The following is a 14,185-nucleotide window of genomic DNA, read 5'->3' as shown; positions in this document are numbered from 1 at the left end:
GGTCCGATGAGCGGGCCCGCAACGCCCCCAGCGGCGACCTTCGTGGCGCCCTTCGGCCTGCCGGGCGCGCGCGCCGCGGTCGAGGAGGGCACCGACTTCACGCCCCGCTTCGACGCGAACGGGCTCGTGGCCTGCATCGCCGTCGACGCCGCGGACGGGCGCGTCCTGATGCTCGCCCACATGAACGCCGAGTCCCTCGCCCGCACCCTCGCGACCGGCGAGGCCTGGTACTGGTCGCGCTCGCGCGCCGAGCTCTGGCACAAGGGCGCCACCAGCGGGCAGGTGCAGCGGGTCGTGGAGATGCGGGTGGATTGCGACCAGGACGCGCTGCTGATCCGGGTCGCGGTGGGCGGCGACGGGGGCTGCTGCCACACCGGCCGGCGCGCCTGCTTCTACCGGAGCGTCGAGGTCGATCCCGAGAGCGGCCGCGCCGTCCTGAGCAAGGCCGACCCGTGAGCTGGGACGGCCCCGCCTTCGGGGCGGTCGCCGCCTATCGCGAGCCCTTCGCGCCCGGCGCCGTGGAGCCCCTGCGGCCGCCGCGCCCCCGCGGGCCCCGGATCGGCCTGGCGCTGGGCGGCGGCTCGGCCCGGGGCTGGTCCCATATCGGGGTGGTCGCGGCGCTGGAGGAGGCCGGCATCCACCCGGAGGTGGTGGCGGGCTGCTCGATCGGCGCCGTGGTGGGCGGCTGCTACGCGGCCGGCAAGCTGCCGCTCCTGCGCGACTTCGCCCTCTCGCTCACCAAGCGGCGGGTGATGGGCCTCCTCGACCTGCGCCTCTCGGGCTCCGGGCTGATCGGCGGCGACCGCCTGCGGCGGCGCCTCCTGCGCGACCTCGGCGAGCGCCGCATCGAGGGGCTGCCGGTGCGCTTCGCGAGCGTCGCCACCGAGCTCGGCACCGGCCACGAGGTCTGGCTGACGCGGGGCGGCCTCGTCGAGGCCCTGCGGGCCTCCTACGCGCTGCCCGGCATCTTCCCGCCCGTGCGCCTCGGCGACCGGCTCCTGATGGACGGCACCCTCGTCAACCCGGTGCCGGTGACGCTCGCCCGGGCCATGGGGGCCGACCTCGTGATCTGCGTGAACCTCAACTGCGACCCGCGGGTGCGCGGCGGCACGGTGATCGAGCCTGACGCGGCGGACCCGGTGGTGCGGGCGGTGGCGGGCGCCGCGGAGGCGCGCCGCCGCTGGGGCCTGCTGCGCCGCCTGCCCGGGCGGCGGGCGCCGGAACGACCCCTTCCGGGAGCGCCCGGCATCGCGCGGGTGATGTTCGACGCCTTCAACATCACCCAGGACCGCATCTCCCGGGCGCGCCTGGAGCGCGACCCGCCGGACGTGGCGGTGAGCCCGCGGCTCGAGGGCATGGGCCTGTTCGAGTTCCACCGCGCCGCCGAGGCGATCGAGCTCGGCTACCAGGCGGCCCGTGCCGCCCTGCCGCGGATCCGCGCCGTGCTGGAGGGCGCCGCCGCGCGGGCCTGAGCCCCGCGCGGGCGCGGGTTCCCCTCAGGCCATCGTGATGTAGTCGCGCATCGCCTGGTGCTCCGCCTCGACGGTGGCGATGCGGCGCTTGACGACGTCGCCGATCGAGATCAGCCCCACGAGCTTGCCGTCGTCGCAGACGGGGACGTGCCGGAAGCGCCCCTCGGTCATCATCTGCATCACCTCCTCGATGGTGGTGGTGCGGCTGCAGGTGACGACCTTGGCGGTCATGTGGGCCGAGATCGGCGCGTCGAAGGTGCCGCCGCCGAGGCGGGCCAGCACCCGCATGATGTCGCGCTCCGAGAGCACGCCGGCGACGTGGCCGTCCGCATCCACGACCACGAGGGCGCCGATGCTGTTCTTGGCGAGCAGGTGGATCGCCTCGTCGAGGGTTCGCTCGGGGGTCACCGTGACGACGGAGCCGCCCTTCTCGGCGAGGATGCGTGCGACGGTCATGTCTGTCCCTCCCTGGACATGCGGAGCGCGCCGTCAGCCCCGGCGCACGGGGTGCAGGGTCGGCCGGGTTGTATCCGGCTCGTTTCCAGTGGGGCGAGTGTGTGGTGCCCGGGCGGCCATGGCAAGCGCGGCAGAGGGGGCAACCGGCAGGATCGCGCCGGTTTTTTTACGCCGAGCCCCCGCCCTGCCCCCGGGCGGACGCGCGCGCCGGCCGAGCGGGAGGGCAGCCTGGTGCCGGGTCGCCGTCTCAGGCGGCGGGGCGACGGTCCACGAAGGGAAACAGCAGGAAGCCCACGATGAAGCCGCCGAGATGCGCGTCCCAGGCCACGGCGGCGCTCTCGGCCCCGAGCGGCAGCGCGATCACCCCGAACAGCAGGTTGGTGACGAGCCAGATCGCCAGGAACGCCACCGCCGTGCGGTTGCGCAGCAGCTCGGGGATCGTCTCCAGGGGCTGGCGCGGCGGAAGCTGCCAGGGCTGGCCGCCAAAGGCTGAGGCGGGCCGCTGGAACACGAAGCGGGCCGCGGCCGCCATCAGGGCCGAGACGCCGGCCGAGGCGCCGATCAGGGGGGCGACGCTCAGGGGGTCGATCGCGAGGTGCAGGGCCGCGCCCGCCACCGCGCCGGCGAGGCCGATCGCGCCGTAGCGCCAGGCCCCGCAGCGCCGGGCCACCGGCGAGCCGAAGGCCGCGAGCCAGACGCTGTTGAAGATCACGTGCAACCAGGAGCCGTGCAGGAGCGCGTAGGTGGCGAAGGTCCAGGGGCTCGTGCCCGGCTCGGCCACGAGGTAGCGGGCGAAGGCCTCGCGGGCGGCGTCGAGGCCCGGGTCCGCGCCGAGGCGGGCGGCCCGCACCACCTCGTCGGCCCGGGCGGGGTCGAGGGCCGCCGTGATCCGCCCCGGGACCAGGGCGAGGTCGAGGACCACCCGCACGTCCCAGCTGTCCGGCAGCAGAAAGGCGCGCACGGCCTGGATGGCCATCAGCAGCCCGATCGACGCCGTGACGATGCCCGGCATGTTGAAGACGGGCACGCGGCTCTGGCGGGGCAAGTCGGGCGAGGCATCCATGGGCCCACCATGTCGGCTAGGCCTCGGGGCCGGCAAGCCCTTAGGCTGCGCGAAATGCTCGCAAGGCCCCGGCCGATGGGGCCCGGACCGCCGCCGCGGGGTGGCGGCGCAGCGGGCGTCGTCAACAGGATCTTAACCTTAAAAATGGGTTGCCCGCGCGCCCGGCCGGTCTTGAGCATAGGTTGTGCTGCGGTTTCCAAATCGTTTCCGGTGAATGGCCCGCAGGGAGGCAGGCCGTTCCGAACCGGGACGAGGCCGATGCGCCGCGCGCACCGATCCGGGACGACGATGAAGCATCCGACCAGCCGTCTGCTCCACGCCTACTGGGACCGCCTGCGGGGCGAGCGCGCCGCGCCCGAGCGTTCGGAGATCGAGCCCGGCGAGATCCGTCAGGCGCTCGCCGACAGCCTGATCCTCGAGATCGACATGGCGTCCCGCGCCGCGCACCTGCGCCTCGCGGGGACGCGGGTCTGCGCCCTGTTCGGCCGCGAGCTGAAGGGCGCGCCCTTCGGGGCCCTGTGGGGAACGGGCGAGGCCGATCCCTGGCGCCTGATCGAGATCGTGGCCGGCGACACGGTGGGCGTGGTGGCGGGCCTGCGCGCCACGACCGCCGCCGGCGAGGCCGCGGACCTCGAACTGCTCCTCCTGCCCCTGCGCCACCGCGGACGCACGCAGGCGCGCCTCCTCGGCGCGCTCAGCCCGATCCTCGTGCCGTCCTGGCTCGGCCTGCGGCCGGTGAGCGGCCTCGCCACCACCTCCCTGCGGGTGCTGGGCGGCCTCGATCTGCCCGCGCGGACCGTCGGCGGCCTGCCGGTGCCGCCGCCCGCCAACGACGCCGCGCCCCTGCGGCGCGGCCACCTGCTCGTGCATCGCGGCGGCCGGGCCTGAGGCCGAATTGGCACGGCCCGCAGAATGCAGGCGCGATCATCGCCCGCTAAAAAGGCTTTCGTAACGCGCTTACACCTAGAAACGGGGGGAGTTCACTTCTCGGCAGATCACGTCAGGCATGACCGCGGCCGCAGCAACCCTCCGGATAAGCCCGGTGCACCTGATGCGCGCCTCCGATCAGCGGCGCCATCAGCGGGTCAAGGTCGCGCTGCTCGGCCGCTACATGCTCGCCGACCGCCGCGAGTTCCCCTGCCAGACCGTCGACATGTCGCCGGGCGGGGTCTGCCTGACCTGCGCGGTGGCGGGCGAGATCGGCGAGCGCGTGGTGCTCTACCTGGAGCAGATCGGCCGCATCGAGGGCACCATCGCCCGCCACACCCCCGGCGGCTTCGCGGTCCAGCTCACCGCCACGCCGCGCAAGCGGGACAAGATCGCCTCGCAGCTCACCTGGTTCGCCAACCGCGAGAGCCTCGGCCTGCCCGAGGGGCGCGCCCACGAGCGCATCACCCCGATCCAGTCGGCCGTGGTCCTGCGCCTCGACGGCGGCCGCGAGATCAACGCCCGCATCATCGACATCTCGATGTCGGGCGTCGCGCTGGCCTGCGCCAACACCCCGCCGATCGGCGCGACGGTCACGGTCGGCCGCACGCCCGGGCGCCTCGTGCGCTACTTCGAGGGCGGCTTCGGCGTGCAGTTCCTGCTCCCGATCTCGCCCGACCGCTTCCACGACGGCATGACGCTCTGAGCCCAGGCGCGGCGCGGACCGCGCCCGCGCGGGAGATCCGCACGAAGAACCCCGGGGGCCCGTCGCGCGGCCCGCGGGGTTTTTCGTGCCCCCGTCCCCGACAGGGTTAGGGCTTCCCGAATCGGCGCCCGAAAATCCTTACGACCGCCGCAGCGGCCGGTTCGGCCTGTTGGCAGCGGGGCGGATGCCGGCGCCGAATCGATAAAATTGCGCGCATCCGCTTCAGCGCCGAACAGGCGGGCCGGCGGCATCGTGACCCCACGAGACGGGGACGACCACGATGTGCACGGCGACGAACAGGGGCAGGGGGCGGACGGTCCGCGGGAGCGGCGCGGTGCTCGGCCTCGCGGCTCTCGGACTGCTCGCGGCGCTCCTCGGGGCGGCGCCCGCCGCCGCGCAGGCGGCCCCGCAGGCCTACGCCGCCCTCCCCCCGGCCTCGAGCCCGGCGGTCTCCCTCGGCGAGGCGCGGCCGATCCTGGCCTGGATCGCGTTCTGCCAGGGCTACGCGGCGGAATGCGCGGTCGACCGCAACGAGCCCGCCCGCATCGCCCTGACGCCGTCTGCCTGGAGCACGATCGTCTCGGTCAACCGGCGGGTGAACCGCTCGCTCCGGGCGATGACCGACCAGGATCACTGGAACGTGCCGGACCGCTGGGACCTCGCCGAGGACGGCATCGGCGACTGCGAGGACTTCCAGCTCCTCAAGCGCCACCTGCTCGTCGCCGCCGGCCTGCCCCGCCGGGCCATGCGGATGACCGTGGTCATCGACGAGCGCGGCGAGGGCCACGCGGTTCTGACGCTGATCACCGACCGGGGCGACTACGTCCTCGACAACAAGACCAACGCGATCCTGCCCTGGAGCCAGACCGGCTACACCTTCATCAAGCGCGAGAGCCAGGACGCGGTCGCCTGGGCCTCGCTGGGCGGCGTCACCTCGCCGACCGTGACGGCCAACCGCTGAGGGCCGCTCAGGCCGCCCGCGGCGCGACGCTGGGATGCAGGCGGTCGATGACCGTCTCGACCCGGCGGATGAAGCCCGACAGGTGGGGTGCCACGCCCTGGAGCCGGGCGAGGTCGCGCAGCAGGATGTCGAGGGCCACGCTCTGGTCGGCGGCGGTGCCGAAACCCTTCGCGTAGGCCTCCACGGCGTGCTCCGCGAGGCCGATGGCGCCGACCCGGCCGTCCTCGGCGAGGGCGCGGATGACCTGGTGGATGGCGGGGTGGTTCACGGTGTCGGCTCCCTGGGCGCGAGCGATTCGGGGTTCGAACCGCAGGGCGAATCGTGCACTGCGTTGCGCACGATGCTCTTTCCCAAGCCGGCGAAACGGGCAAGATGGAATCGCTCGAAAGTTCCGGCCGATTCTGCATGGCTGCCCTGCGCGAACCCGGTTGCCTGCATGCATCACCGTCCCGGAATGGAACCGGTCGCGCGCTGCCGCGTTAACTCAGCCTTTATTTTCGATTGAGCTGCGCCCGGGGCCGTGTCAGCTTTGCCGCCTGATCATCGGGCGGCGAGGCTTGAGTGATGCGGCAGGCGGTTCTCGGAGGGTTCGTCCGCGCATCCGCGATCGAGCCCAAATACATCGGGCCCATGCACATTGCGGGCCGGGCGCTCGGCGGGCTGCAGCGCGCCGCGACCCTCGCCCTCGTCGGCAGCATCCTGATGCTCGGCGGCGCCAGCACCCACGCCCGCACCGGCCCGCTCCTGCCCGAGGACGGATCGGTGGTCGAGACGGGGCCGGCGGTGAAGCCGGTGGCCGCCTGGAACGAGTTCTGCGCCCGGATGCCGGCCGAGTGCACCGTGGACACCCGCGAGCCCGCCACCATCGCCCTCAACGCGGCGGTGTGGCGGACCCTGACGAGCGTGAACCGCCGGGTGAACGGGCGCATCAAGCCGATCACCGACCAGGCGCACTGGGGCGTGCTCGACCGCTGGGACTACCCGGACGACGGGTTCGGCGACTGCGAGGACTACCAGCTTCTCAAGCGCCGCATGCTGGTGGAGCGGGGCCTGCCCCGGCGGGCGCTGCGCATGACGGTGGTGATCGACGACATCGGCGAGGGCCATGCGGTGCTGATGGTGCGCACCGACAAGGGCGACTTCATCCTCGACAACAAGACGAACAGCGTCCTGTCCTGGCGCGCCACCGGCTACGCCTACATCAAGCGCGAGGGCCAGGACGGCCCCCGCTGGGTCACGCTCAACGGCGGGCCCTCGCCCATCGTGACGGCGAACCGCTGAGGACGGGGCTCAGGCGCCGACGATCAGCGCCGCGAGGTCGAGCGCGACCCGGCCGGACAGCAGGCTCCAGCCGCAGGCGATCACGGTCGCCAGCATCACGAACGGGATGGGGCGGCCCTCGATGCGCCGGCCCCGCACGGTGTTGCGCAGGATGATGAAGGGGGCCGTGAAGGCCAGCATCGGCAGGGCCGCCGCCGCCTCGACCCAGCCCCGCTCGAGGAGGCTGAAGCTCGCCCGGCGCGTCGTGAACAGCTCGAAGGCGCTGGCGATCAGCCCCGAGAGGGCGAGCCCGATGCAGAGCGTCTGGATCTGGTCGAGGGCCGAAGGGGACAAGGCCATGGCGCCTGCGCTCCACCGTTAACGGAAGGTGAAGCGCAGTCTGGCGCAGGATTTACGGAACGTTAAGCGTTTGCTGCCGCGAGGGTTAACCCGTGCACAGGCGCGCGAGGGCCCCGCCGAGCGGGCTCAGTCCTCGAGGTCGATGTCGAGGATTGCCATGCGGAAGACGAAGGAATCGTCGCCGTCCTCCTTGTCGTCGGAGATCACGCCGATCGACTCGTCGCCGATGAACACCTCGGCGGAATCGGCCGACTTCATGCCGACGATGCGGATGTTCGTGTTGGAGAACTTGCGGCGCAGGTAACCCTGCAGGTTCGCGATCTCGGTCTTGGTCACGCTGTCTCGCCTCTCGCACGCTGGTGGGCCTAGCCCGGGCGCGGCCGCCTCGCGAGGCGGCGCAGCCGCCCGTCCGAGGCGCCCGATCCGCCGGGGACCCTGAGATCGGGGCGGGCCGGGGCGCCCGCCGGTTCGGGGTCCCGCTTGCCACGCCGCTCCCGGGGGAGCAAGCGCCGGGCGCCCGTGCGGCCGGATCCGCTTGCCCGTCAGATCCCCTCGCCCGTCAGATGCCTTCGCCCACGTGGATGAACGGGTCCATGCTGACGAGCTGGTCCATGGCGCGCGCAGGCTCGGCGCAGCCCGCGGTGCCGACCACCCGGGCCGGAACGCCGACGACCGTCGTGTGGGCCGGCACCGGCCGCAGGACGACGGAGCCCGCCGCGACCCGGGCGCACTCGCCCACCTCGATGTTGCCGAGGATCTTGGCGCCTGCCCCGATCATCACGCCGCGGCGGATCTTGGGGTGGCGGTCGCTGCCCTGCTTGCCGGTGCCCCCGAGGGTCACGGCGTGCAGGATCGAAACGTCGTCGTCGATCACCGCGGTCGAGCCCACCACGAGGCCGGTGGCGTGGTCGAGGAAGATGCCGCGGCCGATCCGGGCGGCCGGGTGGATGTCGCACTGGAAGACTTCCGACGAGCGGCTCTGCAGGTAGAGCGCGAGGTCGCGCCGGCCGTGCCCCCAGTACCAGTGGGCGAGGCGGTGCGCCTGGATCGCGTGGAAGCCCTTGAAGTAGAGCACCGGCTCGATCGTCCGGGCGGTGGCGGGGTCGCGGTCCATCACCGCGACGATGTCGGCCCGCATGGCGCCGCCGATCCGGGGGTCATCCTGCATGGCCTCGTAGAAGCCGTGCGCCACGAGCTCGGTCGGAAGCGAGGCGTGGCCGAGGCGGGCCGCGACCCTGTGCGCCACGGCGGCCTCGAGGGTCGCGTGGTTGAGGATCGTCGCCACGATGAAGGAGGCGAGCTGCGGCTCCTCGTTCATCACCTGCTCGGCCTCGGCGCGCAGGCGCGCCCAGACAGGATCGCAGACGGCGAGGGCCTCGCCCGCGGCGTGGCTGAGGGGGGACGGGCTGGCGGACATCGATCCTCCTCGATGGTCTCCTGCGCGCGGCCGGACCGGCCGGGCCGCGCACGAGCCTGACGGAGTACCGTGAAAAATCCGGTTCTCCCAAACCGCCCCGCGGTCGCAAGGGCGATCCCCGCGGAGCGGGTCCGGCGAACGGGATCGTCTTGCCGCAGCGCAGCGACCAGAGATTGGGTCCGGTCCGGCGCGCGATCAAGGGGCCGGCACGCGGGGCACCCGGCCATCCGGGACAGATCGGGCCCGCCCTCGCGGGGTCTTGCCCGATCCGCGGGCCTCAGGCGCTCCGGCGCACCTCGGCGGCGCCGAAGCGGGCGCCGATCGCCGCCGTCAGGCGGTCGACCATCACCTCCACGGGGATGCCGGAGGTGTCCACCACGGCCGAGGCGCGGCCGTAGAGGGGCTCGCGGCTCGCCAGCACCGCGCGCAGCTCCTGCATGGCGGTGGCGTGGTCGCCGGTCGGGGCGAGCTGGCCCTGGTCGCGCACCCGCTGCATGTGCTCCTCCGGCTGCGCGCGCAGCCAGACCGTGAAGAAGGCCTGCAGCAGCAGGTCGTAGGTCAGCGGCTCGGCCACGATGCCGCCGCCCGTGGCGAGGATCAGCGGGCCCGGATGCTCGGTGAGGCGGCGCAGCGCCGCCTGCTCCAGGCGCCGGTAGCCCTCCTGCCCGTAGATCGCGAAGATCTCCTTCACGGACAGGGCGTTCTCGCGCTCGATCTCGTCGTTCAGCTCCACGAAGGTCCAGCCGAGGCGCTCGGCGACGAGCCGGCCGAGCGTCGACTTGCCGGCCCCGCGCAGGCCGACCAGGGCCACCCGGGGGCGCGGCGCCGAGCCGTCCGCGGGGGCGTGGCCCGACAGGATGCCCTTGGCGGCGGCGATCTGCTCCGGCCCCGCCTTGGCCAGCAGGTCGCGCACCACGGGCCAGTCCGGCGGCGCGTCCTGCCCGGCGATCAGGTCGTCGAGGCGCACGCCCATGGCGTTCGCCACCCGGCGTAGCAGGATGATCGAGACGTTGCCCTGCCCGCCTTCGAGCTGCGCGATGTAGCGCTCGGACAGGCCGGACGTCTGCGACAGCAGCTTGCGCGAGAGGCCGCGGACGGTGCGCGCGTGACGGACCCGGCGACCGAGATCCGTCAGAAAGAGCGATTCCTGTTCCCCCGCGCCGGCCATGGCGTCGTCCATCATCCGTGGTTCGAGGCGGGACGCAGGGTCCCGCAGGGCATGCCTAGGCGCCGGAACGACTCCGTGCGGTGCGGTCTCTTACTAGAGGTTGACGCTTTCGTCTCCACGCGGATCCGTCACGGCACGAATGTGCGGGCGCCTGTGAACGAAGAACCGCCACGGCAACGGGCCTCACCGTCGCCGCAGAGCCTTCCGTTTCCAGGATCCCGCCTCCGGACGCCCGCCCCGCGGCCGCCCCTAGCATGGAACCTGCCAAACCCCCGGCGGTCGCGTCCGATGGACCTCGCGTCGCCAGCCTGGGGTCGCCGGCGCGGCGGCCCTACTGGGCCGGCGGAAGCGCCGACGCCTCGAGGACCGGGGCGGTGGCCCGGCGGGCGGGCGCGGCCGGCTGGGCGGCGGCCAGGACCGTCGCGGCGGGGCGGCGGGGCGGCAGCGGCACCTCGACGGAATCCGCGGCCGCGGCCTGCGCGGTGCCGGCGGGCGCCGCCTGGGCGGGCTCGGCGGCGAGGCTCGCCACCGCAAGGGTCCCTGCCGAGGTCCCTGCCGAGGTCCCTGCCAGGGCCGACGGGCGGCGGGGCGGCAGCGGCACCTCCACGGCCTCGCCGGCACCGGCCTGCGGGGCGGCAACGGCCGGGGCCGCGGCCTCCGGCGCGAGGCTCGCCACCTGCACGACGGCGCCGCTGAGGGCCCCGGGCCGGCGGGGCGGCAGGGGCACCTCGACCGCCTCGGTCGGCGTCGCCGCGGCGGTCGGCGCGTAGGCGAGCGCGGTGTTGGCCACGGCCACGTTCGGGTCGCCCGCCGCGGGGCGCAGGGCGAACATCGACGCGAAGGCGGAGGCCGAGGCGGCGACCGGGGCCACAACCTCGGCCACCTCGGTGGCGATGCCCTGGCGCTTGGCCGCGTAGTAGTAGCCCTTGTTGTAGTAGTTGTAGGCCTGGGCGAGGTTGCCCTTGGCGGTGCGGTAGGCGCCGGCCAGGTAGGCGACGCCGTAGCGCAGGTTCGTCTCGGGGTCGTAGAGGCCCGCCGCGTCGCCCCGGTAGCCCATGCCCTTGGCGGTGGCGTGCTTGATCTGCATCAGCCCCAGCGCGCTGCCGCCCTTGGCGCCGGGATTGTAGTTGCTCTCGCGCTTCACGACCTGGTGCACGAAGCTTGCCGGCACGCCGTTCGCCTTGGCCTGCTGCTCGATCAGCGCGTCGATGTTGTCCCGGGCCGCCTGCGCGAAGGCCGGGATCGGCGCGGCCGCGAGGGCGGCAGCGAGCAGCACGGAACGCCGATTCATGCGCGAGACCCGAGGTTGTGTTTCTTCTTCGGGCGCCAGACGGCGGTCCAATTGAGGCCGGAAAGCGGCCCGGCGCCCCCGGCCCGCGGGTACGGCCGCGCTTGGCGGCCCGCTGTGCCATCAAGGACACAGGACGAGGCGAGGGGATATCGCGGACGCGGGAGCCGGGACGGCGCGCGGCGGGGGCGGTCAGGCCCCGAGGATCACCGTGTCGACGGCCTGGGCGAAGCCGTCCGAATCGTTGTCGGCCGTCACCGCACCGGCCGCCGCCTGCACGGCCGCGTCGGCATTGCCCATGGCGATGGCGAGGCCGGCGCGGGCGAACATCGCCCGGTCGTTGCCGGCATCGCCCAGCACGGCGATGCGCTCCGGCGCGAGGCCGAGACGGTCGGCCATGAAGGTCACGAAGCTGCCCTTGTCGAGGCCCGGCGGCGTCACGTCGAGGTAGTAGGCCTGCGAGCGATGGACGGCGGCGCGGTCCCCGAGGGCCGCCGCGAGCGCGCCCTCGCAGGCCGCCAGATGCGCGAAGTCCGCGCTGACGCCGACGATCTTCGAGGCCTGCGCGAGCAGCGGGCCGAGATCCCCGGTCACCGACGGCTCGGCCTGGAGCGTGCGCCGCTCGACGTCGGTGTAGGGCGCCTCCGGGTCCCGCAGCCACCAGGCGCCGCGGGCGAAGACCCAGACGTCGAGGCGGGCGGCGGCGAGCCGCTCGGCCGCCTCCCGGGCGGTCGCCTCGGGGATCAGGGTCTCGGCGAGCACGCAGAAGTCCGGGCCGACCACCGTGGCGCCGTTGAAGGCCCCCATCGGCAGGCGCAGGTCCAGCGCCTCGGCGATCGGGCGCAGCCCGGCCGGCGGCCGGCTGGAGGCCACCGTGAAGCCGATCCCGGCCTCGCCGAGGCGGCGCACCGCGGCGCGGACCCCGGGCGTCACCCGCTTGTCGGTGGTCACGAGCGTTCCGTCGACGTCCGAGATGACGAGGGCGATGTTGCGGGCGATGTCGCGGCTCACGGGTCCTCCCGGTCCAGGCCGAGGCGGCGCACGATCTCGGCGGCCACCGCCTCGGGCGGCGGCTCGATGCTCACGGTCAGGGCGTGCTCGTCCGGCCCCGGCGGCTCGAGGACGGCGAACTGGCTGTCGAGGAGGGTCGGCGCCATGAAGTGGCCCCGGCGCTCCGCGAGCCGCCCCGCGATCAGCGCGCGGCTCCCGGCGAGGTGCACGATGCGGACGTCGGGGCTGCCCCCCGTGAGCACGTCGCGGTAGGCCCGGCGCAGCGCGGAGCAGACGATCACCCCGGGCGTCCCCGTCTCCAGCCGCTGGCGGATCCAGACCGCGATGGAGCGCAGCCAGGGGCCCCGGTCCTCGTCGTCGAGGGCGAGGCCGGCATGCATCTTGGCGACGTGCTCCGGGCTGTGGAAGCTGTCGCCGTCGACGAAGACCCAGCCGAGGCGCTCGGCGACGAGGGCCGCCACGGTGCTCTTGCCGCAGCCCGAGACGCCCATCACCACGAGGACCCGGGGCCTGCGCGCGGTCGGGGTCGGGCTGTCCGGTTCGGCGTCCAACGCTCGCGGCTCCCTGCGGCCCGGCTTCCGGCCCGGAAGCGCCGCCTTCGATAGCCCCCCGGGCGCCGCTTGGCGAGGGCGTGCCGCGGGGGAGACGCGCTGATCCGGCGCGGGTCGCCATGATTTGTGCACCGGCCAAGCTTAAGAAGGCGGGACGCGATTCGGGAGGATGCCCGCGTGACGACCTTCTCCGTCTCCTGGACCAACGCCGCGCAGGCCGGCGCCAACGCCGACGTCATCCAGCGCTGCGTCGAGGCCGCCGCGCAGGATTGGGGCCGCGTCCTGCAGGGCTTCGGCAACATCGAGATCAGCCTGACGGTCGGCGACGCGGGCGGCGCCATCGCCACCGGCGCGGCCTCCTTCAGCCGCGGCGCGGGCGGGCAGCTCGTGGCGATGCCGGTGACCGAGGTGCTGGGCGGCGGCGACCCGAACGGCGCCGACCCCGACATCGAGATCACCCTCAACCCCGCCTACGTGAACACCCTGTTCTACGACCCGACCGGGACCGCGCCGCTGCCGGGCTCTGCGGTCGATGCCGTCACGGTGTTCCGCCACGAGATCGGCCACGGCCTCGGGCTCCTCGACCTCTCGGGCTCGACCTACGACGCCTTCGTGCGCACCAGCGGCGCGTCCGCGACCTTCGCGGGGCCGAACGCCCGGGCCGCCAACGGCGGGGCGGACGTGCCGCTCGCCGGGGCCGACAACACCGGCCACGTCGGCGTCACCGACCTGATGAGCCCGGTCCTCGCGTCCGGGTCGCGCCGCGCCATCTCGGACATCGACCTCGGCCTCCTGCAGGATGTCGGCATGCCGATCGGCACGGCGCGGGCCGACAGCCTCACCCTCGGCGGCCTCGGCGACACCTTCGTGGCGGGCGCGGGCCGCGACACGATCGCGGGCGGGGCGGGCGCCGACCTGATCTTCGGCAACCAGGACGCCGACACCCTGTTCGGCAACCTCGACGCCGACACGCTCTACGGCGGGCAGGGCGACGACGCCCTCTACGGCGGGCAGGGCGACGACGCGGTGCTCGGCAACATCGGGGACGACATCCTGTTCGGCAACATCGGCACGGACCAGGTCTTCGGCGGCCAGGGCAACGACACGCTCTACGGCGGCCAGGGCGACGACGTGCTCTCGGGCGACCTCGGCAACGACGTGCTCTCAGGCGACCTCGGCGCGGACCGCTTCGTGTTCGGAGCGAATTCCGGCGCCGACCTGATCCTCGGCTTCAGCCAGGCGCAGGGCGACCGCCTCGTGCTCGGCGGCCAGACCTACACGCTCGGAAGCGCCGCCAACGGCGACGCCCTGCTCACGCTGTCGGGCGGCGGCACCGTCCAGCTCGCGGGCGTCCAGGCGTCCGGCGTCGGCGCGGGCTTCTTCGCCTGAGAGCCTGTTTGAGGCGTTACTCCAACGCCTTACCTCATCCTGAGGTGCCGCGTCAGCGGCCTCGAAGGAGGGCTCCAGGGATCGCGCGGCTTCTGGACGGCTCCTTCGAGGCTGCTTCGCAGCACCTCAGGATGAGGGGGATGGGCTGGACAACCG

17 protein-coding genes are annotated in these 14,185 nt (G+C 73.8%); 7 read left to right on the top strand and 10 right to left on the bottom strand.

The annotated features are described in order from the left end of the window. The first annotated feature begins 6 nt into the window (after positions 1–6). Both hisI and ACLBXP_RS17935 read left to right on the top strand, forming a co-directional pair. Entirely contained in the window at positions 7–456 is a 450-nt protein-coding gene (hisI, locus tag ACLBXP_RS17940) for a phosphoribosyl-AMP cyclohydrolase (protein ID WP_447669114.1), read from the top strand. Next, positions 453–1,472 (top strand): patatin-like phospholipase family protein, encoded by a 1,020-nt coding sequence (locus ACLBXP_RS17935; protein ID WP_447669113.1) that lies wholly within the window; start codon positions 453–455, stop codon positions 1,470–1,472. Before hisI ends, ACLBXP_RS17935 begins: the two co-directional genes overlap by 4 nt. 24 nt (positions 1,473–1,496) lie before the next feature. Here the strand turns inward: ACLBXP_RS17935 and ACLBXP_RS17930 are convergent, their stop codons facing one another. Both ACLBXP_RS17930 and ACLBXP_RS17925 read right to left on the bottom strand, forming a co-directional pair. Then, complete coding sequence (locus ACLBXP_RS17930; protein ID WP_447669112.1) at positions 1,497–1,928, bottom strand: CBS domain-containing protein; 432 nt, start codon at positions 1,926–1,928, stop codon at positions 1,497–1,499. A 247-nt stretch (positions 1,929–2,175) separates the two neighbouring features. Next, complete coding sequence (locus ACLBXP_RS17925; protein ID WP_447669111.1) at positions 2,176–2,991, bottom strand: rhomboid family intramembrane serine protease; 816 nt, start codon at positions 2,989–2,991, stop codon at positions 2,176–2,178. Positions 2,992–3,279: 288 nt separating this feature from the next. Between ACLBXP_RS17925 and ACLBXP_RS17920 the strand changes: the two genes are divergently transcribed. The 3 genes from ACLBXP_RS17920 (at position 3,280) to ACLBXP_RS17910 (ending at position 5,585) form a co-directional block, all read left to right on the top strand. Continuing rightward, a complete protein-coding gene (locus ACLBXP_RS17920) occupies positions 3,280–3,879 on the top strand; it encodes a PAS domain-containing protein (protein ID WP_447669110.1) in 600 nt (199 codons plus the stop codon). A gap of 163 nt (positions 3,880–4,042) precedes the next feature. Beyond that, positions 4,043–4,624 (top strand): PilZ domain-containing protein, encoded by a 582-nt coding sequence (locus ACLBXP_RS17915; protein WP_447669109.1) that lies wholly within the window; start codon positions 4,043–4,045, stop codon positions 4,622–4,624. Positions 4,625–4,904: 280 nt separating this feature from the next. Then, positions 4,905–5,585: a transglutaminase-like cysteine peptidase gene (locus ACLBXP_RS17910; protein ID WP_447669108.1), complete on the top strand. Its 681-nt coding sequence runs from the start codon at positions 4,905–4,907 to the stop codon at positions 5,583–5,585. Between the two features lie 7 nt (positions 5,586–5,592). On the opposite strand, the gene ACLBXP_RS17905 is transcribed toward ACLBXP_RS17910, so the two are convergent. Beyond that, a complete protein-coding gene (locus ACLBXP_RS17905) occupies positions 5,593–5,853 on the bottom strand; it encodes a hypothetical protein (RefSeq protein ID WP_447669107.1) in 261 nt (86 codons plus the stop codon). Positions 5,854–6,149: 296 nt separating this feature from the next. Here ACLBXP_RS17905 and ACLBXP_RS17900 point away from each other — a divergent pair, with 296 nt between their 5' ends. Further along, positions 6,150–6,866, top strand: a complete 717-nt coding sequence (locus ACLBXP_RS17900) for a transglutaminase-like cysteine peptidase (protein WP_447669106.1) — start codon at positions 6,150–6,152, stop codon at positions 6,864–6,866. 9 nt (positions 6,867–6,875) lie between these two features. Here the strand turns inward: ACLBXP_RS17900 and ACLBXP_RS17895 are convergent, their stop codons facing one another. The 7 genes from ACLBXP_RS17895 to ACLBXP_RS17865 form a co-directional block, all read right to left on the bottom strand. Continuing rightward, positions 6,876–7,205, bottom strand: a complete 330-nt coding sequence (locus tag ACLBXP_RS17895) for a DUF6949 family protein (protein ID WP_447669105.1) — start codon at positions 7,203–7,205, stop codon at positions 6,876–6,878. A 126-nt stretch (positions 7,206–7,331) separates the two neighbouring features. Continuing rightward, entirely contained in the window at positions 7,332–7,541 is a 210-nt protein-coding gene (locus ACLBXP_RS17890; protein ID WP_447669104.1) for a DUF3126 family protein, read from the bottom strand. A 223-nt stretch (positions 7,542–7,764) separates the two neighbouring features. Beyond that, the gene (gene cysE / locus ACLBXP_RS17885; protein WP_447669103.1) at positions 7,765–8,622 is read right to left on the bottom strand and encodes a serine O-acetyltransferase; all 858 of its coding nucleotides are present in this window, start codon (positions 8,620–8,622) and stop codon (positions 7,765–7,767) included. A gap of 277 nt (positions 8,623–8,899) precedes the next feature. Then, a complete protein-coding gene (locus ACLBXP_RS17880) occupies positions 8,900–9,790 on the bottom strand; it encodes a helix-turn-helix transcriptional regulator (RefSeq protein WP_447669280.1) in 891 nt (296 codons plus the stop codon). A 331-nt stretch (positions 9,791–10,121) separates the two neighbouring features. Next, positions 10,122–11,081: a transglycosylase SLT domain-containing protein gene (locus ACLBXP_RS17875; RefSeq protein ID WP_447669102.1), complete on the bottom strand. Its 960-nt coding sequence runs from the start codon at positions 11,079–11,081 to the stop codon at positions 10,122–10,124. Between the two features lie 189 nt (positions 11,082–11,270). Continuing rightward, complete coding sequence (locus ACLBXP_RS17870; RefSeq protein WP_447669101.1) at positions 11,271–12,089, bottom strand: Cof-type HAD-IIB family hydrolase; 819 nt, start codon at positions 12,087–12,089, stop codon at positions 11,271–11,273. Further along, a complete protein-coding gene (locus ACLBXP_RS17865) occupies positions 12,086–12,580 on the bottom strand; it encodes a gluconokinase (protein ID WP_447669279.1) in 495 nt (164 codons plus the stop codon). Before ACLBXP_RS17865 ends, ACLBXP_RS17870 begins: the two co-directional genes overlap by 4 nt. A gap of 237 nt (positions 12,581–12,817) precedes the next feature. Between ACLBXP_RS17865 and ACLBXP_RS17860 the strand changes: the two genes are divergently transcribed. Continuing rightward, positions 12,818–14,029, top strand: a complete 1,212-nt coding sequence (locus tag ACLBXP_RS17860; protein WP_447669100.1) for a calcium-binding protein — start codon at positions 12,818–12,820, stop codon at positions 14,027–14,029. Positions 14,030–14,185: the final 156 nt, after the last annotated feature.

The organism is Methylobacterium sp. A54F (assembly GCF_053346035.1).
This window is presented reverse-complemented; position numbering and strand designations above follow the sequence as displayed.